This window comes from Adlercreutzia murintestinalis, assembly GCF_943192905.1.
GTDB classification, from domain to species: Bacteria; Actinomycetota; Coriobacteriia; order Coriobacteriales; family Eggerthellaceae; genus Adlercreutzia_A; species Adlercreutzia_A murintestinalis.
Genome location: NZ_CALPCC010000009.1, coordinates 17,753 through 39,405, shown reverse-complemented (window position 1 = coordinate 39,405; position 21,653 = coordinate 17,753). Strand labels below are relative to the sequence as shown.

Below are 21,653 nucleotides of genomic sequence, written 5' to 3'. Positions count from 1 at the left end.
GCTCCAGCCCTCTTCCTATTCACAGTTCACGTCTTGTTGGATGGGATTGCACCAATCGGGCGCTCGTCCCAGCAAGGAATCCCATCGTTCTCTGCAACCAATCAAGCGACCCCCTGCGATGCTCATCTAATCTTACATCGATTTCATCCCATTTGAACCGATAGGCATATTCTTCCAGCAAACGGCAATCAGCAAAACCTATGTCATCCAGTCCTGCAACAGCAGCAAGCGTCCTGAACCGGCTTGCCATATCGCACTGTCCCTTTTGCGTGCGTTCCAGAACCCTGCATGGTGTATGGAACAAGAGACTGAAAACCGCCGCATGGAAGCTATCCGTAAAGACCATGCTCGCATGGTCGATGAGCCAGACGAACTCTAAAGGCCCTATCTCTACGTTCGGCGCTAAGATATCCACCACGTTCAAGCCATTTGCAGCAGAGAGCCTCTCGACCTCTTGCTGGGCTCTCTCATCACCGAGAAAATACTTGACGCAGAACGGTTCCTTCTTGATACCATCGATATGCGGTACGCGAGCCCGCGCACGCCATGCTGCCGAATCTAGCAAGATAGTCGGATCGACCACCGCGGGCACCTTCCATCCCGTCAGGTTCTCTACGATCGCAGCACCCTCATCCTCACGCACAGACAACATGCTTTCGTCGAAGGACAAGAGGCCCTCGCGAAAGAGCTCCCTTGTTTCTTCAGGAAGAGCGCCGAGCTCGATTCCGAAGCTCGCAGCATATGCCGCCTTTCTTGCCCCGGGAACTTGAAGGGCGAATTGCGCGCCATCAAGGCTCGCCCCTATATCCCAGCTCGGATTCCAAACCTGATCGCTCCCAATCACGAAAAGCCCCGGAATGCCTGCCAGGTCTTTCCCCTTCGTCTTCTTGAACGGGATAAAGGCCTTTGTGAACTGATCGAATGATCTCTGGGCAGCTCCCCTCCCCTGTTTGCCTCCACGATATGCCCTGCGCATGTCGCGGAGATATGATCTTGGCCGAGAATCCACAACTCTGATCGTTCTAACATGCTCAAATCCGAGAGCCTTCAATGATTCCGCTAGAGCATAATTCTGTAAGCGGTTTCCGTAGTTGTACCGATCAACGATAGTGATGATGTTGACAGCCATCTCCATGTTCTAACCTTTAACCCTTCTCGCCTAAAGCAGCGAGCATCACGGTTTGACTATCAGCTTGTCAGTCCGAGACACCGCCTTTGCCCTCTTCATCTTCAACAATGACCGGATACCAGGATAAAGCCTTTTTCGGATGCAGAGAACAAACAGCCTCCGCCAGGAGGAAACCTCATAACCCATGCTGATTTGTTTTTGGAAAAGAGACCTGATGTCGTTTCGACCAAAAAAACCCGCGATCTTAGATAGGGTCAATTCTCCCCGTACAGCATCCTGCTCGGCCGCTTCGACTATGTATTTACACCGATGCGAGCACCAGGCCGCAGATTCGCTATTGAAATGCGCACTGGCAGCACGAGCGTGCGTTCCGTAATCCGAGAGACCGAACGCATGGAACGCTGAAGCGGCATACTGGTAATAGATATACCAGGGTGAATCATCGATGACGACCGTCTCACAATTCCGCACGACTTCGCCATTGAAGATGCCGTCTTCAAAAACCGTTATCCCCTCATCGAAGCGCACCGAGCCGATGCTGACCTTCCTGAACAGCTTGCCCCAAGGGCCCCGCCCAAGGGTAGGAGGAATACCCGCACCAAGCGGACGGGCATAGGAAAGGAAAAAATCCTCTAACCCTGCAAGGCTTTTTCCCTGAAGAAGCATCGTGCCCTCTTCTCCCGACAGTCCATAATCCGATTGCCGTTGCGAGTCCTCGAATCTGACTATATATCCCCCGTATGCAACATCGGCTCCATTCCTCTCGAGCAGATTGACTGCCCTCTCGAGCACGTCGGCTGATGCCAATTCGTCATCGGCATCAACGAACATGACAAGTTCTCCTGTCGCTTTTTCCAAACCGACGTTCCTTGCTGAGGAAACCCCACCGTTCTTCTTGTGGAAAAGGCGCATCTTCGGAAACCGCTTAGACAGCGCATCATAATCAGCGGCTAAAGAGGCTCTGCTGCCATCATCGACAACCACGACATCGATTTCAGGATATGTCTGAGAAAGGATGCTAGCCAAGCATCTTTCAAGGTATCCCGCCTCAAGGTTGAACACAGGAATGATAATGCTCGCTAAGGTCGCATGCGAGCAGTTGTCTCGGCTATCCATACATCACCCCGCATCACCCGCGCCCTGCACCAAACCTCTTCGGAACCACATCTCACTATACCAATATGGACTCTACTGGAAAAAAGGGACGTAGGGGAAAATATTCCCGACATTTTGGTGAACGAACTTCCACACCCAGAACAGGCATGCCAAAAGCAACACTGCAAAACAGAAGAGATTCCTGTCCTTCTTCGCGCTTAGCGATGCTGCGATATCGGCACAGTACAAAGGCAAGAACATAAAATAGTACATGCTTATCCTGAACAGCTCTTTACTGATGTACGCAAGAAGGTATAAGACGCATCCTACGATCAGGCAGAAACCGCAATCGGAAGCAAAAGACCGTCTCCCCAAAGACATCCTCTGCTTTCCAAGAAGCCCGCAATCCCTCTTGCCCAGAATAACGAAAACAAGGACGAACGCGCAGAAGACAACGAGCATCCCGATACTATCGGATCCCGAATTTGTAAGCTGATATTGATATTCGCTCTGTAGCGAGGGTACGATATTCAAAAGAATTGGGACGAGAAGAACGACGACAAAAGCGCCCACGATTCCCCAGAATTTCAAATACCCACTATCCCGCAGCTGCCTTACGGGCCTCTTTTGCCCGAACAACAGATAGGTCGGCAAGAACACAAGAGCTGTCTCATGAACCCCACACGCTAAAAACTGCAAAACGAAAAACGGTATAGGCTTCCTCTTGCATGCATACCTCAGCGAGAACAAGCAGATCGCCATCGCCATTGACTGACGGATGAGATTCAACGTGTATCCAAAGAAGATCAAATTGAAGACTGTTATACCAAACCAAGCATAGCGCTTGCAGCTCCTGTAGATCTCTGCGTATATAAGGCCGTTGATCACCAATTGGATCATGAACAAATAGACCTGCATCGAATCAAAGGCATGCGAGATAACCCACGTAAAAACGCCGAAAACCGGGCTTGGCGTATACTCGAAATTGGTGATACCCACATAAAATGAAGAGTAGAATGCAGGTTCCACATAAACCATAAGGTCGGTGCCGATGGACGCATCCCTAAGCGCAGCAAGCACGCAGAGCGGCATGACCGAAAGCGCACAGAAAAAGATGCGAAGCCCTCTCTTCATCTTCTTCGCCGAAGGGAAGAAAGCGAGGAGCCCTGTAATGATGAATGCTGCCAGATATTCCATACACCCCGACTATCACTCTCACAGAACGGTAAAAACCGCTAGCGGAATAATCTGCTTATCCCGGCGAGCGCTTTCAGTGTATACCGTTTTGCTGCATACCTCTTTTTTGCATTGCATGCCAACCATTCTGGATCATCTTGCAAGAATAGCTTTGCTATGAGAACATCATCCTCTTCCGGGTCGGAGTCTAGCAACATCTTGGCAAGACCCCGCACGCGGACATCATGTAAAGCCTGCTCATAAAAAAGCACAACATCTCTTTTGCTGACAGCATAAGCGCTCTGGTATCTCCTAAAGATGATGTTGAGGATATAGGATGCCGATTCTGCGTCCAAATCCGTTTGCGAGCAAGGGATGTGCGGAGCATAATACCTATCCAGCTCTTCCTTGAGTTTGAAAAGATCCTCTAAAAGCCTCTCATTCTTTGAGGTAACGCCCCCGACTCGATAACGATACAGCATATCAGGTATCGTGAGAACCTTCGAAGCCATCAACTGCGCATAGGAATTGACCAGTATATCCTCTCCTCGGCGTAAGCCGTTATCCAGAACATCTTCTGGGACTGCTTGCAGCACAGATCTTTTATAAAGAGAACCGCATAGCCCGCTAAAAAACGGATAGCGAAGAGGATTGTAGGGCTTAACATAATCGCTGTACGACCATTCGCTCTTTTTCAAGACAGTATCAGCTTCTACAAAAGAGCGAGGGAACCGCAGTGGGATTCCAGGAGAGATCGCTTTTGCATACCCGCAGTTCACAATATCGGCATTTTGCTGTTGGAGCTTTGTGGCCAATATCTGTATCGCATCCTTTTGATACCAGTCATCGGAGTCGCAGAACGCAATCAAATCGCCTCTGGCCCTTTCGACGCCCGCCTTTCGAGCACGAGCGACATTCGCTTCTTCAAGCGGAAGAACAACAACCTCTTGTTGCCGTCCATATTGCTCTTGTATTGTAGAAGCAGTCCTATCTGTAGAGCCATTCTCTACGACAACGATCTCGATGTTCCCGTAACTTTGTCCAAGAAGCGAATCAACGCAAGCACATATTGTTTTTTCACAATTATGGGCTGGGACGACAGCGGTAACGAGCACGGAGTCGAACTTCATCATTTCCCCAACAGCTTTTTCAAAAAGAACTTCACTGTATCGTAGACGCCAAAACGCTCGGCGACCCTGCGTCCCAAGCGCTCAGCCTTCACTCGGAGATTGTCTGGAAACCAGGTCTCCATGAGCGTGCAGCCATCCATCCGCAGCAGATCTTCCATAAAGATAGAACGTTTCGGATTCTTCCGTGCTGAGTTGAAAAGCTCGTTCACTCTATCGATCGCCCTATCGACCTCTATCTGCTCCACATGCGCATAGGGCTGTATATCCTTTAGGATGAGAGCGCCTTTTTCGGAGTGAACGAGAACGCGGGTCGCACCCTTGTTGTTGTTCATTGTCTTGGAGAATCTTCCCACATCGAAGCAATCCCAAAGCGTCAGATCGACCCTCCTGTATCGCTTCTTGAACCGACATTCATAGCAGCATGGCCGGTCGCATATATTCGAGAAAAAGGCTCTCAGATAAGGGTCGCTCTCTACCCCGGCAGAATAGAACGGCTCCTCAGAATCGTGCTCGAAGGCGCATATATTCGAATAGTGATACCCATATCTGCGTTTATCGCGGAAACGCACCTGGGTCGCTTTCTTGCCCGTTTTGGCTTCTAGCCACTCAAGATAGGAAGCGAACACCGCATTAGAAGGTACAGCCCTACATACCACATCTACGAGTATGAGGTTGTCAAAAGGCCTGCCCAGGTATCTTATCAGTCCCTCAGCCTGACACGGCGTTCCAGAGAAAAGGACCTTCGTGCTGTCACGGAGCTGTTCTTCTATCTTTCTGAAAGCATAGCCTATGCTGCTTTGAAGATATTTACTGTTTCGAAAGCTCTGTAGCTTACCAACAGTATCAACAGCAAAACATGTCACAACCAGAGCAGGGGAATCAGGAGCATACCCGCTCCCCCACACAACCCCCCCTTCCTCTATAATGCTCTCGGCTAAAGCGGAGAATGCCCCACCTGATGTGCTTTGTAAAAGGACCCTTTCGTCTTTGTTCTGCACAAGAAAAGCCTCTTGATCGCAGGCTTCTTCGGCCAAGGGAGAAAGCACCGGGCAGACACGCTCGCATTTTCCGCATCCGATACAGACGCACACATCCACTGAAGGGTATTCACAACCCTCTTCATCAGCTTTCATGCTGATGCAGTTGACCGGACATATATTCATGCAAGCGGCACAACCGCAACAGAGCGTCTTGTCGGTAATCTGGATCATTTAGAACCTGCTAACGTAATGCGCTCGCCAACCATTTCGCGGAAGAATCTCTGTACTGTACAATGCTGCGATTCACACGAGAGAAGTCAACCGGCTCTTCTATGATAGATTCAAAATGGTCTTTTGTCCCGCACATTCTCTTACCCAGTCCCAGCCTCTTCAAAAGCGTGTCAAGACGAGAATTCGTCGACTGGGTTCCCATCTGCTCATGTCTACGGAAAACGAATAGAGTCTTATTGTAGAGAGAGGCGAAAACGGTGCCATGGAACGAATCTGTGCAGACGTAGGCTGCTCCTTTTATCAGATCAAGCCATTGGGCTGGCCCGACTCTGTAGGGCTGATAATCGGCAAATCCCCTATCGTCATATGCGACATACTCATCCAAATGGCTTACAGCGATTATCTTGCATCCAGACGCCTGCGCAAGCCGTTTTGCGCATTCCCGATTCCAGATGTTCTTCCCCATAAAATAGCAGAACACATAAGGCTCCTTGGACACTTGTAACCCGCCATCAGCCAGCTTATCCCAATCATCCCGCGATAGCAGAAGAGTAGGATCGGCTACCACCTCGCAGTCATAACCCATCTCGGCTACGATCTTCTGACCGCTTTCTTCGCGCACAGAGATCGCATGGTAACCGGAAAGATAGTGCGCCATCTCCTGGAAATAGAATTCAGGGAGACGGGAAACGCCGAAGCTGGTCGCGTAGGAGACTTTGTTCACGCCCTCCGGAACAAACGAAAGGGTATAGTAATCCCCCGCAATGTTAACGGGAAGCCAAAGCTGGTCGCTTCCAACCACAACGCTCGAAAACTGTTCGCAGTACTCGCTCAGAGCCGCGAAAGTCGGCACTTCGGGAGCCAGAGAGAAATGCTCGCCGATAAAAGCGTCAAAAGCCTCTTTCCGTTCATCCATCTTCTCTTTGAATCGAGGATCGAGTTTTTTGCGCAATCTATGCAGCACAAAGCCTTTCTTTGCACGATACATGGAAAGATCGAGGATATTACGGCGATAATACCGACTGCGGTTCACTCGCAGTTGCGCGGTCAAGCCATCCTTGTTCAGGGTTATCACATCAAACCCCAGCTGCGCGATCGCAAACTGCGTGGCATAGGCTTGGAGAACACTTCCGTAGTTATGCTTGTCATAACAAGATGCAATAGCTATCGAAGCCATCTCAGTTATTCCTCTTCATCGAGTTCCCGTAGAACGTCTCGAGGCGCTGCGCTTCTTTCTCTATGTCGAAAGCGTCCATACCAACGGCGCTCCTCACGTTGCCCGCATGTAACGATCCTTCTCGGAGAATGGTTTCCGCCCAGACGCCAGCTCCTTCTTCGAGCGGAAGCACAGTGCATTTTTCAGTGATCTTGACTTCTTCGGTAATCTCTTCCGAGAACACGCAAGGCAACCCCGAAGCCTGAGCTTCCACTCCCACAACAGGAAGCCCCTCATAAAAGCTCGGCAAAACGAAGATATCGAAGGCCTGATACAGCCTCCAAACATCATCTCTTTGACCAAGAAAGAGAACCGCACCCCCTAAGCCTTCCGATGTGGCCTTGTCCTGGACCGCCCGCTTCAACTTGCCTTCCCCAACTAGGATCAACCGGGAAGAGGCTTGGCGGTCATGAATCTCCTTGAATATATCTATTAAGAAAGGGTGGTTCTTTTGGTACATGAATCGGCCGATGTGCCCCACCACAAAAGCATCGTCATCGATTCCTAATTCCTCGCGTGTCCGCTTGCGAATATCGGGATTGAAGCAGAATCTCTTCACGTCGATAGCATTGTTGAGAACTGTGAAAGAGGCTGTGCGACCGAAAAGCCATTCTCCCGCATACGCTGAACATGCGATCCTGTCTGTTGGATACAAACCTGAGAACCTACGAAGAACCCATTTAAGAAGATTTCTCTTATACTCCCCTTTTCCTGCCGTTGAATGGGCGTGAGCAATCCTGGTTTTGATACCAGCACGTTTTGCCGCATAAAGCGGGAAAACTGACAAAGAATTGATGTGGGAATGGACGATATCGTAGTGTTCAGTCCGAAAGAGGATATCAAGCTCTTTAAGATACCTGATAAGGCTTTGATAGGGGGATACCATGATCAATCGACAGTTATCTCTACCCTCGAACCAGTCTCTAGGAACACACTGTGAATCAGAATCAACAACAAAGTCGAACTGAACATTCTCGCCCCTAATACGAGAACAGTAATTCATGACAACAGACTCTACCCCGCCGCCGTTCATCTTTCCCATTATCAAAGCAACACGAAGGGGTTTTGTCATTCGCTCCTCCAAGAAGAGTTACGGAACGCGCTCCATTACACATCAAGTTATCCCAGTGTATTTTACCAGGTTCTTAGCGCTCTAAATGAACGCAACAGTTCTTTGGCGCCTTTATACCCACATCAAGATTGAGGAAAGGGCTCTACTTTCCTGTCCCTTTCACTATAGAGGTTATCGTTTTGAATGCGATCTTCCAATCAAGCTTGATGCGGGCGTGCTCAGCGTAGTACAACTCTAGCTTCTGACGCATGCCCGATTCGAAGGTTGCATCATTACGGCCTTGCACCTGCCAAAGCCCTGTAATACCAGAGGGCACCGAGAGCATCACAGCCGCTTTGTCCCCGAACCATTTCAACTCGTCAACCGTGATAGCACGCGGTCCTATCACGCTCATCTGGCCGATGAACACGTTGAAGAAGTTCGGAACTTCATCCACGCTATGCTTGCGTAACCATGCACCCAAGCGCGTAATCCGCGGATCATCGTCGACCTTATGCTCTTGCTGCCACTGCTCGAGTTGCTCGGCGTTTAAATGCTTCTCTAGATCATCCGAATCAGCAACCATGGTGCGCAACTTCACGATTTTAAACGGCCGCCCATATTGGCCTATGCGCTCTTGCAAATAGAATGGAGAGCCGTGCGTATCAGCCACTACTGCCAAAGCTATCACAATACCCGGTACTGCACCCACCACAATAACCGCACTGCTAAAGAGAATGTCGAACGCTCGTTTGATCACCCGATAACGCATGGATTTCTGTGGAATGGAGGAATTGGGCGCCAGAGAAAAATCAACACGCGCCTCACCATCCGGGGAAGTCGACTCGGAATACGCTATTTCTTCTTTTGTCTCTATAGCAGCACTTACCTATTCGCAACGGAGCTTCCTTGTTTTGCGTCCGAAAACACAAAACGCAGACCCGTAAAAGAGCTGCAATCTTTTACGAAATCTGCTCACATGCCATTGTAAAGGATGCCCCCACAACTCACAACTCACCCGCACCGCTCAATGGCTATCAACACTATGGCTCTATCCTTCATGGACTTGGTCGACAATCACGGCAAAATCAGCTTTACTGTCAACTGTCTCACATCTAACGGGTAGCAAAAACCCAACACAAGCGGTATTCTGCAAGCGTCATAAAACACTGGGCAGCAGACAAGTTCCCGAAATGCTTCGATCGAGAAGGCAATCATGCTATGTATTGAAAAGGCTTACGCAGATCCCAGTAACCCCTCATTGACCGTTCCAAACGCTACAGAAGATCCAGTAAATTTCATTCTCTATATTGTCGGCATTCTAGTGATTCCTTTAATGGTCTCTTTCGTTTTCAACCTCTCCCGCAAAAAACACTCTGCTGACGTTGGTTACCTGAACAACCGAAGCGAATATGTAACAAGAAGCCGCTTCGACCGGGAGATAGAATCCATTCAAAACCTCTCAAGAACGCTCTTGGTCCTCATACAGGCAACAAAAGATTCTAAGAACATAGACATCTCAAAGTGGAACGAATATCACCATCAAGCATTGGTTGCCATAGGCGATGCTGCTCCTTTTCTGAACTATCTCGATCTATCAAAGAATAGTCAGCCCTATTGCGGTGTAGCAACAAAGAATCGGAGTTCATCTTCTGAACAATGCCAAAAAAAAATTCCAACCCATATTCCGAAGAAGAGTCAAACAGGCCACCCCAGAAAAGCTGTCCATGCCTCTCAACAGATACCTATCACTTAGGCTCAGATATAACTTTGCAGCATATACAAGAGATCTCTATTGATTCGCTCTATATAGATATGCCTGAATTCGCACAACATCGACCGAAGAATCTCTATCAGCGCGCGTGCGAGATATTGATGTTTTGCAGATACTTTCATGAAAACCCAAATGAAATGAACGCATGCATACGAAGCCACAACGACCAGCCATGTCGCGGCAGTCTTGGATCACCACATCTTTATCGCTCTTATCTTGATTGCCGTTATGAACGCTTTATCAACTGTGCATACCGCCGCCTCAACATGATCGAATATGGTCGTAAGAGTCTTCGCAAAAAGAATAAGAAAGACCAAAAAGAGAAGAAGTACGGCAAGTGCAACATCCGAAAGTTTTTTGCATCAAATAATAGCAACTATGACCAAGAATGTCCGTATGTCGAATTAGTGGACAACGACACGAACGGCGAACTTAGCTAGACTGTTTTATATCCCAATGCGTTTCATGATACAAACGAATAAAAACAAGGAGATTGCCGATCATCATTCCTTGCCAAGAGGTTCGTATGCTATTTTGTGTTCACTGTCAGCTCGCAAACAGTGCGATCGCATACAGCGGAATGTTCTTCATCCACCCTTTGTCCCTATACCCCGATAGGCTGAACCACCGCGCCTTCATGCCGTCGTATTTCTTGCAAAATACCCGCAAGCTTTTCGCTCACAAATTCTCAGCGGTTTTGACCTCTATGGGATAGGTCGCGCCGCACGCTTGAACAAGGAAGCCCATTTCTCCACGCGAATTTTCCACCGACCAACAGAAAGACGTCATGCCGCAATTTGCTACAAGCCGCCGACACACATATTGTCCAGCAAAAGCACCTTTGAATTCCGTGAAAAGAGCATCGCCCGCGCACCGATATTTGGATGGCTTTGCAAATCAACCTGGAACTAATGCTGACTCAAAACTATGAAACTTTTTGCAATCGCACTAAGCGAGTGCAGCAACTGACTCGCGACGAGCCATAGCCGTGCGAATTGTAACCGCAGAAAAACGGTCGACATTCTCAAAATGGGTTCTTGCTCGCACCATGTCGAATCCATGTTGAAAGACAAGCCTTCCAAATACTTCGTCAGCAAAAGAGTTCGTTACGGAATTAACGTCGCAAAAATCAAATACTACACGATCAGAAGAGCCTGAAAGAACATCATTAATTATTTCGAAGGCCGCACGTCCCATATCTCTTGTGCAAAGCGACGAACCGAATTGGCTCATTTTCAGCACCATAGCAGCCTCCTTCTCTGTTACCAAAGTATATCATTACACTCTGTATCATCTATGAGTCCTTCGGTTGGCGTCCACAGATAAGGCATATCGTTTCCATTACGAAAGACATCCGACTGCAGAACTCTGACGTTTGAAGGGATCCTTAAACATATTAGCGTTCCTGGAAAGAAGTGACCTGCACAAGATTTTTTGATTCCTTTGCCGAAATAAGCTGCCTGCTTTCGGGAAACAACCCACATCTGACCACCCGATGCCTCAACCAATCGAGCAGCAAAGGCCAATCCGAAGCCACATCCATGTCCTTTTTTGGAAAAGTCGGTTCCCGTATTCTCTCCGACTCCATCCTCAAAAGCCTCTAGCAAAAGCGCATCGTCGCCAAGAGCGGTATAGGTAGGATTATTCCTTAGAGTAGAAACGATGCCTACCCCGAGATCTCCAACGCAAAATTCAGCAAACTGCTTCGAAGGATAAAACTGGGCCGCCACAACTCCATTAATTGGCGTTTCTGAATGAGTAGATACATTATCGATGATTTCACCAAAAGAGTACTCCAATGCTGATAACAGCGATGGATCGACTTCTGATTTGGAACTTACGATCTCCTTAAGACGTGAAGGTAGAACTGTTCGATTGTCGCTCTGATCTATTTCGGAAAGCTCCAAAAAGTTTCCCGATCCAGAATGCCTTTGGAATTTTTCCTGCGAGGGGATTCCTAAGTAGTGAAAAAAATCCATTCGCTGAAGATAGCCAGAGATTGCAGAATTGTCGATCACATCTACAGAACGGCCATTTGATTGGAAGTACTTACCCATCATTGCTAATGCAACGATTTGACCGATGTCGAGAAAAGACCAATTTCGCAAATCAAGAGTTACTGATCCTTCGATGTGGTGTCCCATATATGGAGTTGTTTGTTGGCATATAGCAAATATGGATTGACTGTCAATATCACTTTGAAGCATCTTTCTCCTACTGTTAGCCTTAGGTATGAACCATTATTATATCTAGGGTTATCTTAAGTTCCTTTTCGTGAACCTATCTCTAGTTAATATGTCGCCGACATCCATATATTGCCCTGCATACGCCAATCAGACAAGATCCATGTCTATGCACATGTTCGCCCCCACCTATAGATTGGCCATAACAACAGAGTCATTGGGGTCGACGTGATCGAACTCTGTCGTGGGAAGCGTAAAGTTGCCCCATGGATCCCATGGTAGAAGGCCCTTCGACAAAAATGCATCGTATACCCTTACCGGTCGCAAAACAGCCTCATCACAATCGAAGAGTACATCCTCGAAAGCGAATCCCAATCGCGATACGCTTCAAGAACCTCCTTAGAAACTTCCTCATCCCTTGCCAAGCACGCGTCCTCATAAAAATTATCTAGAACCAACCGAGCGCTTGACTAGTAAATGACTCGCCATCAGTTCCAATCAGTCGATATCAGTCCAAATCACAGGACGTCCCCATACCCCTCTACGCCCAAAAATCACTTGCGAAACAGAAGTAATCGCGCACCTATGGATATGCAGTACGCCGGTTGCTCCATACAGCTTTTCGCAGCAGTACTCGTGCAATTGAAGCCGAACACTGCCTGCGGCGCCACGTAGATCGATGCTAGGCAACCGCTTCAACAATGTCGCGTACAGACGATCAATACATGTGACCAACCCAGTAAAGCGTCGTGTCAAGCATGAGCAGATTTCCTCGCCTGCAATACATACACCCTTAAGAAAAGCTCCCCGCAGCAAGATCGCCTATCATCTCCGTATGCTTAGAGCGTTGTCTCCTTACTGATCCCCACAAGATCAATCAAAAAAAACATTGCAGGTCTTCCGCAGTTAAGTTGCCTGAATTGTAGTAGAAAAAGTAAGGTCGAAAGCGAGCTAGTTGAACTTCTGTTGCGCCTCTGCGAGCGGGTGGTCCACCAGATACAGCGCAGCTTCGGCCGCCAACGCCGTAGCAGCCTCGAAATCCTCCATCGCGTCACCTTTGGGGCGGCTCAGCACCCAATCGGTCACGCTCATGCGCCCCGGCGGCCGCCCGATGCCGCAGCGCACGCGATACCAATCCGCGCCACCCAGCTTCTCGTTGATCGAGCGCAGCCCGTTATGCCCCGCCAACCCCCCGCCGAACTTCACGCGGATGGTGCCAGGGTCAATATCCAGCTCGTCATGGACGATGACGATATGGTCAGCGGCCACGCCGTATTCCGCGGCCAGTTTCGCCATCGGCCCACCTGACTTGTTCATGAAGCTCTGCGGCTTCGCCAGGATCAACGCCTGGCCACCATGCTCAACATGCGCGCACAGCGCGCCGCACTCGGTCTTCCAGTAGCGCGCGTTCAACTGCTCAGCCAGCGCATCCACCGCATCGAAGCCCGCATTGTGCCGCGTATGCGCATATTCCTCGCCGGGGTTGCCCAGGCCAACGATCAGCCAATCGGCGTGCGCGGCTTCTTTTCGACGAGCAAAATATTTCACGTGAAACAACTCCATCACACAGGTTGGCCAGTAAGTAAGCGAGAAGCTTTAGATGTGTTCCTAGTTGCTTTGAAAGGCGGCCGAGCGGCCTTCGCGCCGTGAGGGAAAGCCTTGAAATGCAAATAGGAATGCAGGTGAAGCTTCGCAGCGTCGAGCAATTCCGGGCGCCGTCAGGCGCACGGAACTTACAGCGCGAAGTCCGGATCGAACAGATCGCTCACCGACCCGTTGTCGTACACGTTCGAGATGGCCCGCGCGAACAGCGGCGCCACGCTCACCGTCTTGATCTTCCCGCTCTGGCGCTCCAGCGGCACCGGGATCGTATCGCACACCACGACCTCTTCCACGCTAGCGTTTTCCAGACGCTCGTAGGCTGGCCCGCTGAACACGGGATGCGTGCAGCAGATGTACACCTCCTTGGCGCCCTTCGCGCGCAGCGTGTCCGCCGCCGCCGCAATGGTGCCACCGGTATCGATCATATCGTCATTGATGATGCAAACCTTGCCCTCGACGTCGCCGATCAGCGCTGTGATCTCGGCCTTGTTGTGCCCGGGCCGCCCCTTGTGCATGATGGCCAGGTCGGCCTCCAGCATATCCGAAAGCTTCTTGGCCGCCTTAGCGCGCCCCACATCAGGACTCACCACGCACACCTCGCCCGCCGCGAAGCCCTTCGCGCGGAAGTAATCGGCCAGAATGGGCAGCGCCGTCAGATGGTCCACTGGCATGTCGAAAAATCCCTGTATCTGCCCTTGGTGCAGGTCGATGGTCATCACCCGCGTGATGCCGGACGTGGTGATCAGATTCGCCACTAGCTTAGCGGTGATCGGCTCGCGCGCCGCCGCCTTGCGGTCTTGCCGTGCATAGCCGTAGTGCGTGATGACCGCGGTGATGGTACGAGCGCTCGCACGCTTGGCAGCATCCGCCATAATCAGCAGCTCCATCAGCGCGTCGTTCACATCCGCGTCTCCGGCGCCCGCTACGCTCTGAATGAGGAACACGTCCGCGCCGCGCACGCTCTCCAGGTAGCGCGCATAGATCTCGCCGTTCGCGAACTTCTCCAGCTTCACGTTGCCAAGGCTCACACCCAGATGATCGGCTATCTTCTCCGCCAGCTCCGGCGCAATGGAACCGGAGAACACGGCCATGGACTTCTTCATTTCCGTCATAAGGGCGCTCCTCACCACTCTTGGGATCCTCTGCGACCATTGTAGCGCGTGACACCCTGCGCACGCACGCGAATCAGTGCTTGGCGTGCTTCTTGGCCCAATCGTCGATCACGCGCTCGCGCGCGCGGGCCACCGCGAGACTATCGGCTGGCACATCCTTCGTGATCACGCTGCCAGCGCCCACCACAGCCCCTGAGCCGATCTCAACAGGCGCCACCATCATGGTGTCGCTGCCCACGAACACATCGTCGCCGATTACGGTGGCATGCTTCGACACGCCGTCGTAGTTGCACGTGATGCTCCCCGCGCCGATGTTCACGCCAGCCCCCATGGTCGTATCACCGATATAGGACAGGTGCGGCACCTTGCTTCCCGGCCCGATCGTAGACTTCTTGATCTCCACGTGCGTGCCAGCCTTCGCCCCCTCCATCAGATGCGCGCCTGGACGCAGATACGCGCGCGGCCCGCACGTAGCGCCATCATCGATGCGCGCCTCTACGGCCACCGTCTCGTCCACCGTACACCCTGCGCCCACCTGCGTATCGGTCAGGCGACTGTTCGGACCTATCACGGTGTTGCGCGCCACACGCGTATTCCCTTCCAAGAAGGTCATGGGCAACAACTCAACATCCGGCTCAATGATCACATCGGGCCCGATCCACACCATTTCGGGCGCCATCATGGTAACGCCCGCCTCCATATGCGCGCGATTGATGCGCTGCTGCATGACTCGCGTCGCTTCTGCCAGCTGCACACGTGAATTGACGCCCGCGCATTCCTGCGCGTCGCTTGCCTGCACCGCGATCACGCGCTCGCCCGCCTTACGCAGGATCTCCAGCACATCAGTCAAATAGTACTCACCGGCCGCGTTCTCGCACCCTACCTGCTCAAGAGCGTCGAAAAGCCCCGCAGCATCGAAGCAGTAGAAGCCAGAGTTGCACTCGCAGATAGCGGCCTCCTCTGCTGTCGCATCCTTTTGCTCCACGATGCGATGCACCTCGCCCAAGCCGCTCGCGCCCGCACCTGCATCCGCGCCACGCACGATGCGCCCGTATCCGAACGGATCGGCCATCTGCATGGTCAGCACCGCACAAGCCGCGCCTTCGCGCACCCGCGCATCCGCCAGCATCCGCAGTGTCTTGCCGGTGATCAGCGGGCTATCGCCCGTCAGCACCAATACCGAACCGTCGAATCCCGCAAGAGCCTCCCGCGCACAGCGCACCGCATCAGCCGTGCCGCGCTGCTCGGGCTGCTCGACCACCACCGTATCCGCCACCAGCGGACGCACCTGCTCAGCACCATGCCCTACCACGCTCACTACCGGATCAGCACCCGCTGCGCGCGCCGCGGCAACCACCCATTGCGCGAGCGGGCGCCCCAGCACCTCATGCGCCACCTTCGGTTTCTCCGACTTCATGCGCGTGCCAGCGCCTGCACAAAGCACTATCGCCGCTGTTGACATGATCGTGCCTCCATTCGTCAGTCCGAACCTCCCATGAGTATAGCAATCTGCATCCAACGCGGGGTGATTTTGATACACTGACGGGCAACCGCGCAAAGGGCGCGGCGCCTCCGCGGATACCGCATCCGCAGGACAAGACAGCCGCGCGGCGCGCGGCCGACCCTTGGAGGGGACATGGAAGGCTTCGACCTGATCGCAACCGGTTTCTGGTCTGTGATCCCACCACTTCTTGCGCTCGCGCTGGCGCTGATCACGAAGGAAGTGTATTCGTCGCTGACCATCGGCGTGTTCGTCGGCATGGTCATCTACCAATTCACTCTGAACGGCGCAGGCGCAGAACAGCTCATCGCATCATTCACCATGGTGCCGCAGATGATGGCCGAACAGATCGCTGGCAACGGAGCACTGTTGCTCTTCCTTGCCTTATTGGGAGCGCTCACGGTGGTCATCGCCGTGTCAGGCGGCTCCCGCGCCTATGCCGAATGGGTGTCCACGCACATCAAGAATGCCAAGATGGCCACCATCCTGACCGCCATCCTCGGCATCATCATCTTCGTTGACGACTACTTCAACTGCCTGACGGTCGGCGCGGTCATGCGCCCCATCACCGACCGCTTCCACGTCAGCCACGAGAAGCTGGCATGGATCATCGACTCCACCGCTGCTCCCGTGTGCATCATCGCGCCGGTCAGCAGCTGGGCAGTTGCCGTGGGCGGTTATTTGGGTGAGGACGGCTTCAACACCTTCGTCGCCTCCATCCCGTACAACTTCTACGCGCTGCTCACCATCTTCTTCGTGTTCTTCATGCTGATCCTCGGCGCCGATTACAGCAGCATGCGCGCCGCCGAGGCAGCCGCGCGCCACAACAAGGTGCCCGCCGAAGATGCGCTCATCGAAGAGGAACTGGAAGCAGAAGAGACGAAGGCCGAGCACGGCGTGCTGAAAGCGGTGGGCGGCAATCTGCCTGCCGATGCCAGCGTCCTGCCACCGAAGGTCACCGAGCGTGCCGACATCGAAGAGGCAAGCGTGAGCGCCATCGACGAGTACAAAGGCCTCAACATCTCCGAGAAGGGCAAGGTGGCCGACCTGGTGGTTCCCATCATCGTGCTGATCATCTTCTCCATCTTGGGAATGCTATACATGGGCGGCTTCTTCGAGGGCGTCGACTTCGCCACGGCCGTGGGCGAGAACCCGGTCATGGGCCTGTGCATCGGCGCATGCGTAGGGCTGGTGTGCGCGGCCATCATGTACCTGCCGCGCAAGCTGACCACCATCGGCGGCTTCATGGACGCCATGAGCGAGGGGGTGCGTTCCATGGTGGGTGCCATCATGATCTTGGTGCTGGCCTGGTCGCTCGGCGGCGTGTGCCGCTATCTGCTCGGCACCGGCGAGTTCGTGTCGGGCTTCCTGAACAATTTGGGCGTAGGGCTCGACCTTCTGCCTGCCATCATCTTCGTGGTGGCCGCCTTCATCGGATTCGCCATGGGCACCAGCTGGGGCACCGTCGCGCTCATCCTTCCCATCGTCATCGGTGTGTTCGATGCCAGCGACCCGCTCTTCCTCGTGGCCGTAGGCGCAACGCTGGCAGGCGCGGTCTATGGCGACCACATCTCTCCCATCTCAGATACCACGATCCTGTCCTCGGCTGGCGCGAAGTGCAACCATCTGCGCCATGTTGCCACGCAGATCCCCTATGCAACCACGGTTATGGTGGTGTGCCTCGTGTGCTACATCATCGCCGGATTCGTGCGCAACCCTTGGATCGCGCTGGGCATCGGGCTGGTGCTTCTGGTGGCAGTGGTCCTCGCGCTCCACTTCTTCAGTCTGCGACGCGCCCGCGAAGGCAAGGCGCACGCCGAATGACGCACTTGCGTCTCCGATCACATCAGCCACTCGAAAGCCCGCAGCGATGCGGGCTTTCTCATTCACCGACAGCCTCCATGCGCGATGCGAGCTGATTCCTCGCCTGGCCTGATTACAGGTTGTCAACGCATGCTCCGCCCTTCCCCGTCTCCACCAGCAAAGACCCGTAAGCTACAAAGAGCAACTCTCGCGCATGTACGCCCGATACGATCTTATAAGGAGCACATGCTTTTACGAGCTTCCACAGATTACGGACTCAGAACTCTGCTCTATCTGGCAGAGCGCGGTTGCGTATGCTCATCGAAGGAGATCTCCGAAAAAGCTGGCATCCCGCGCGATTATCTGATCCAGCTTGCCCAACAGGAGCGGCAAGCCGGACTGATCGAATCGCGTTCGGGCAAAAACGGTGGATACATCATCGCTAAGCCACCCGCCGAGATCACGTTGCTCGAGGTCCTCAATGCCATCAACGGCGATGAGAACAGCGCCGCGCGCACCCGGCGCGACACTCCAGAGAACGCCCCTGCGCTGAGCAATCTCTTCCACGTCATGGATATGGTGCTCTCCAGCTACGATGCCTACCTCGGCAGCATCACGCTCGATATGCTCATGAAGTGCGCACGTGACTCCGTGAACGCCGGACACTACCTTGCTGAGTGCTTGAATGCGGCCAGCCAGCAGCTGATCCACCCCGCGCGCACCTCGGCTTAAAACCCCGCCAGCTGCATCACGAACAGCGCAAGGGTCAGAACCGCCACCACTCCTACCGTAGCCCACAGCAAAAACCGCGCGATGCGCCCGGCCCGCAGCGCCCCCATGATGCGCTTGTCCGATGCGATCAGCGCCATGAACGCCAGAAGCACCGGCAAGATGATGCCATTCACGAACTGTGCGGTCAGCATCATGCCCATCAGATCAACGTCAGGGATCAGCACCACCGCGGATGCGAAGATGAGAACGCCGGTGAAGATGCCCTTGAACGTGGGCGCCTCGCGCCAGGTGCGATCCACCCCCGCCTCCCAGCCGAATGCCTCGCAGATCACGAACGCCGTGGTCAGCGGAAGCACGCACGCCGCCAAGAAGCTCGCCGCCACCAACCCGACCGCGAACAGCGCGCGGGCGTAGTGTCCCGCGAACGGCTCGAGCGCGCGGGCTGCATCAGCCGCCGAATCGATCTGAATGCCCGCCGGAAACAGCACCGCACCCGTGGTCACGATGATGAACCATGCAATGAGACATGCAGCGATCGAGCCCGACATCGCATCAACCTTCTGGCCGAAGAGGTCGTCGGTATCAAGGCCCTTTTCAACCACATTGCTCTGGGTGAAGAACATCATCCACGGAGCGATGGTAGTGCCCACCATCGCGATGACGAGCGAAATGAAAGCCGGTTGCGCATCGAGCGTGGGCTTCACTGTTGCGAGCAACGCCGTTTCCCAATTCGGCGCCGCCATCACCGCGGCCACGATGTAGGTCACGAACACGAGCGAGAGCACCAGAAACACGTTTTGCACGCGCTTGTACGAACCGCCCGCGATCAAAAGCCACACCGCAGCAGCCGCCACCGGCACGCTGATGTACTTCGACACGCCGAACATCTCCATACCCGAAGCGATGCCTGCGAACTCGCTGAACGTAGTGGCCACGTTTCCCACCAGCAGCGCCACCATAGCCAGCGTGGTCAGGCGAATTCCGAAGCGCTCGCGGATCAGCGCCGCGAACCCTTTGCCGGTCACCGCGCCCATCTTCGACGCCGTGATCTCCACCAACACCAGCATGATGCACATGATGGGAATCACCCACAGCGTCGCGAATCCGAACTGCGCCCCGGCAGTGGAGTACGTGGAGATGCCGCCTGCGTCGTTGCCAGCCATGGCCGTGATGATGCCAGGCCCCATGGCGACGAGCACCAAGAGCAGTTTGTTGCGCTGCGCTGGCGCGGTCGACGCTGCAGCCGGTGTTGCAGCCGGTGTCTGCGCAGAATCGGGTACCTCTGATATGTTGCGCCGTGCCTTAAACACCGTTCACGATGCCGATCGAAGCCAATATCTGCAAGAGCACCACTGTGTAGAAGATCAAAATGAGCACTTCTCCCAACACGATACCCACAATGCGCAGCGCGTTCTTCTGGCGCTTGTCGGTGCTGCGATCCTCTTCGATGACGTCCCACGCATCTTCGGTGGTGACGATGCCGAGCATCGCGCCGCGCTCGTCCACCACCGGCATGGCAGGAATATCGTATTTGAAGATATCGGCCACCACGTCGTCTTCTTCCTCATCGGGCGGCACGCTGATCACATCGGTGAACATGATATCGGCAAGAAGCGCGTCGTCAGATGAGAGCACCAGCGTGCGCATGGACAGCAACCCCACCAGCTTGCCATAACTATCGGTCACGTACACGTAATGCACGGTCGGGAAGTCTTCGGGCAGCTCGCGCAGCACCGCGATGGCATCGTGCACGGACGTATCGCCCTCCACCGAGACGAACTGCGTGGTCATCATGCCACCCGCGGTGCCGTCCTTAAAGCCAAGCAGTCGTCGGATCTCAGCGGCATCGTCCATACCCATCAGACGCAGCAGCGTCTCGGCTTTCTCGTATGACAGGTCGCGCACGATATCAGCCGCATCATCTGGATCCATATCTCCGATCAAGCGGGCAGCGGTCGCATCATCCAAGTCATCCAAGAACTCCGCCTGCACCTCATCTTCCATCTCGGAAACCGCTTCGGTGCGCGACGATTCGTCCAGATGCTCGAACACGGCAGCGCGCTGCTGGGGGTCCAGCTGCTCGAGAATGTCAGCCACGTCAGCCGGGTGCAGCTCGTCCAAACGACGATGCGTCACCGAGAGCTGCACTTCCGAGAGGTCGCGATCGAGCAGGTCCATGTAGTTCCACGCGATGATCTGCTCGTCCATGCGATGCCCGAACGCGCGGCTTACCGCCACCGCCGCACGCTCGAGCAGCGGATGAAGTCCGCGCAAGATGCCGCGCGCGCCCACTTCGGCACCTAGCAGGCGCAACTGCGTACCCGACGGCGACAGCTTCAGGTCGTTCACGCGCACCACCTTCATGCCCTGCGTGTCCACGATCTGACGATTCATCAGATCGCGCGCCAAGAGCACTTCGGTGGGTTGCAAATAGCTGAAACGAATATCGGGCGCTTCGACGGAAAGCGTGATGCCGTCATCATCGTCGAAAGCGTCAACGTACTTGCGCCAGCTGATCATGAACGGCACATTGCCCGGTCCCTTAAAGGCGAGGCTGGTGATGCGCGGGAACATTTCCCCTGTGGAGATGGCAAGATCGGACACGACGCCGATCCTCTCGCCACTGGAATCCACCACGGGCTTTCCCAGCATTTGAGATAGGTAGAGCACGGTTACCCCTAACCGCCCACGCCGATCCTTACAACCGCGGGCGCGTGCACCGTGCAGCCGAAGGTCACTTCCTGTGGGGCTTGTGTTTTCGAACCTTCAAGCGAATCCTTTCGGCAGACAACAAAAAACCGCACGTGCTGATGATCAGTCGTTGCGGCCAAGGCTAAAAAGTGGTGCGCCATGAGGGATTCGAACCCCCGACGGTCTGATTCGTAGTCAGCTCCTCTATCCAGCTGAGGTAATGGCGCACGATTTCAGCAACAGTTAT

Annotated in this window: 18 protein-coding genes and 1 tRNA gene; 3 read left to right on the top strand and 16 right to left on the bottom strand. The window is 53.7% G+C overall.

Annotation, left to right across the window (positions count from 1 at the left end):
- Positions 1-19 precede the first annotated feature (19 nt).
- The 8 genes from NFR19_RS04175 to NFR19_RS04140 form a co-directional block, all read right to left on the bottom strand.
- Complete coding sequence (locus NFR19_RS04175; protein ID WP_251212533.1) at positions 20-1,135, bottom strand: polysaccharide pyruvyl transferase family protein; 1,116 nt, start codon at positions 1,133-1,135, stop codon at positions 20-22.
- 39 nt (positions 1,136-1,174) lie between these two features.
- Complete coding sequence (locus NFR19_RS04170; protein WP_251212532.1) at positions 1,175-2,245, bottom strand: glycosyltransferase family 2 protein; 1,071 nt, start codon at positions 2,243-2,245, stop codon at positions 1,175-1,177.
- 72 nt (positions 2,246-2,317) lie between these two features.
- The gene (locus NFR19_RS04165; protein WP_251212531.1) at positions 2,318-3,421 is read right to left on the bottom strand and encodes an EpsG family protein; all 1,104 of its coding nucleotides are present in this window, start codon (positions 3,419-3,421) and stop codon (positions 2,318-2,320) included.
- A 38-nt stretch (positions 3,422-3,459) separates the two neighbouring features.
- Positions 3,460-4,533 carry a glycosyltransferase family 2 protein gene (locus tag NFR19_RS04160; RefSeq protein WP_251212530.1) on the bottom strand — a complete coding sequence of 358 codons (1,074 nt, stop codon included), beginning with the start codon at positions 4,531-4,533 and terminating at the stop codon, positions 3,460-3,462.
- Positions 4,530-5,741 carry a Coenzyme F420 hydrogenase/dehydrogenase, beta subunit C-terminal domain gene (locus NFR19_RS04155; protein ID WP_251212529.1) on the bottom strand — a complete coding sequence of 404 codons (1,212 nt, stop codon included), beginning with the start codon at positions 5,739-5,741 and terminating at the stop codon, positions 4,530-4,532. The genes NFR19_RS04160 and NFR19_RS04155 overlap by 4 nt, the downstream gene beginning before the upstream one ends.
- A gap of 10 nt (positions 5,742-5,751) precedes the next feature.
- Positions 5,752-6,918: a polysaccharide pyruvyl transferase family protein gene (locus NFR19_RS04150; RefSeq protein WP_251212528.1), complete on the bottom strand. Its 1,167-nt coding sequence runs from the start codon at positions 6,916-6,918 to the stop codon at positions 5,752-5,754.
- Between the two features lies 1 nt (position 6,919).
- Positions 6,920-8,029 carry a glycosyltransferase family 1 protein gene (locus NFR19_RS04145; RefSeq protein ID WP_251212527.1) on the bottom strand — a complete coding sequence of 370 codons (1,110 nt, stop codon included), beginning with the start codon at positions 8,027-8,029 and terminating at the stop codon, positions 6,920-6,922.
- A gap of 142 nt (positions 8,030-8,171) precedes the next feature.
- The gene (locus tag NFR19_RS04140; protein ID WP_251212526.1) at positions 8,172-8,780 is read right to left on the bottom strand and encodes a sugar transferase; all 609 of its coding nucleotides are present in this window, start codon (positions 8,778-8,780) and stop codon (positions 8,172-8,174) included.
- 444 nt (positions 8,781-9,224) lie between these two features.
- Between NFR19_RS04140 and NFR19_RS04135 the strand changes: the two genes are divergently transcribed.
- Positions 9,225-9,764, top strand: coding sequence for a hypothetical protein (locus NFR19_RS04135; RefSeq protein ID WP_251212525.1), 540 nt, complete (start codon positions 9,225-9,227; stop codon positions 9,762-9,764).
- A gap of 966 nt (positions 9,765-10,730) precedes the next feature.
- On the opposite strand, the gene NFR19_RS04130 is transcribed toward NFR19_RS04135, so the two are convergent.
- The 5 genes from NFR19_RS04130 to glmU all read right to left on the bottom strand — a co-directional run bounded on the left by NFR19_RS04130 (position 10,731) and on the right by glmU (position 16,141).
- Positions 10,731-11,027, bottom strand: a complete 297-nt coding sequence (locus NFR19_RS04130) for an STAS-like domain-containing protein (protein ID WP_251212524.1) — start codon at positions 11,025-11,027, stop codon at positions 10,731-10,733.
- A gap of 17 nt (positions 11,028-11,044) precedes the next feature.
- Complete coding sequence (locus NFR19_RS04125) at positions 11,045-11,989, bottom strand: ATP-binding protein (RefSeq protein WP_251212523.1); 945 nt, start codon at positions 11,987-11,989, stop codon at positions 11,045-11,047.
- 927 nt (positions 11,990-12,916) lie between these two features.
- A complete protein-coding gene (pth, locus tag NFR19_RS04120) occupies positions 12,917-13,513 on the bottom strand; it encodes an aminoacyl-tRNA hydrolase (protein ID WP_251212522.1) in 597 nt (198 codons plus the stop codon).
- Between the two features lie 185 nt (positions 13,514-13,698).
- Positions 13,699-14,679 carry a ribose-phosphate diphosphokinase gene (locus tag NFR19_RS04115; protein ID WP_251212521.1) on the bottom strand — a complete coding sequence of 327 codons (981 nt, stop codon included), beginning with the start codon at positions 14,677-14,679 and terminating at the stop codon, positions 13,699-13,701.
- A gap of 73 nt (positions 14,680-14,752) precedes the next feature.
- Positions 14,753-16,141, bottom strand: a complete 1,389-nt coding sequence (gene glmU / locus NFR19_RS04110; RefSeq protein ID WP_251212520.1) for a bifunctional UDP-N-acetylglucosamine diphosphorylase/glucosamine-1-phosphate N-acetyltransferase GlmU — start codon at positions 16,139-16,141, stop codon at positions 14,753-14,755.
- Between the two features lie 174 nt (positions 16,142-16,315).
- Here glmU and NFR19_RS04105 point away from each other — a divergent pair, with 174 nt between their 5' ends.
- Together NFR19_RS04105 and NFR19_RS04100 are read left to right on the top strand one after the other, a co-directional pair.
- Positions 16,316-18,004 carry a Na+/H+ antiporter NhaC family protein gene (locus NFR19_RS04105; protein ID WP_251212519.1) on the top strand — a complete coding sequence of 563 codons (1,689 nt, stop codon included), beginning with the start codon at positions 16,316-16,318 and terminating at the stop codon, positions 18,002-18,004.
- Between the two features lie 225 nt (positions 18,005-18,229).
- Positions 18,230-18,715, top strand: a complete 486-nt coding sequence (locus tag NFR19_RS04100) for an Rrf2 family transcriptional regulator (protein ID WP_251212518.1) — start codon at positions 18,230-18,232, stop codon at positions 18,713-18,715.
- On the opposite strand, the gene NFR19_RS04095 is transcribed toward NFR19_RS04100, so the two are convergent.
- The 3 genes from NFR19_RS04095 to NFR19_RS04085 form a co-directional block, all read right to left on the bottom strand.
- Positions 18,712-20,025 carry an NRAMP family divalent metal transporter gene (locus tag NFR19_RS04095; RefSeq protein ID WP_251212517.1) on the bottom strand — a complete coding sequence of 438 codons (1,314 nt, stop codon included), beginning with the start codon at positions 20,023-20,025 and terminating at the stop codon, positions 18,712-18,714. The two genes, NFR19_RS04100 and NFR19_RS04095, sit on opposite strands and share 4 nt — an antisense overlap.
- Positions 20,018-21,385 carry a magnesium transporter gene (locus tag NFR19_RS04090; protein ID WP_251212516.1) on the bottom strand — a complete coding sequence of 456 codons (1,368 nt, stop codon included), beginning with the start codon at positions 21,383-21,385 and terminating at the stop codon, positions 20,018-20,020. Before NFR19_RS04090 ends, NFR19_RS04095 begins: the two co-directional genes overlap by 8 nt.
- Before the next feature lie 171 nt (positions 21,386-21,556).
- Positions 21,557-21,633, bottom strand: a tRNA-Arg gene (locus NFR19_RS04085).
- Between the last annotated feature and the right edge of the window lie 20 nt (positions 21,634-21,653).